Below are 250 nucleotides of genomic sequence, written 5' to 3'. Positions count from 1 at the left end.
ATGAACTGCTTGACTTCAGGCGACTGATAGGCGGAAACCAGCTGCTGCACCCAAGGCTTGTTCGCATCCTGCTCTCGCACGGCGATCAGACATGCGTAGACGCTTGAGCCGTTCTCAACGAGGATCGTGTCCTTTGCCGGATTGAGGCCGGCCTTGATCGCGTAGTCCGCGTTGACGGTGGTGGCGTCGAAGTCGTCGAGCGTGCGCGGCAGTTGCGCGGCGTCGACTTCCTTGAAATGGAAGTGCTTCG

Annotated in this window: 1 protein-coding gene; it reads right to left on the bottom strand. The window is 59.6% G+C overall.

Annotated features, from left to right (window positions below; genetic code table 11):
• On the bottom strand, nt 1–250 hold a 250-nt coding region (locus SB753_RS39750; RefSeq protein ID WP_410805505.1), incomplete at both ends, for a MetQ/NlpA family ABC transporter substrate-binding protein.

It is taken from the genome of Paraburkholderia sp. SIMBA_053 (assembly GCF_046534895.1).
Classification (GTDB): domain Bacteria; phylum Pseudomonadota; class Gammaproteobacteria; order Burkholderiales; family Burkholderiaceae; genus Paraburkholderia; species Paraburkholderia caledonica.
This window is presented reverse-complemented; position numbering and strand designations above follow the sequence as displayed.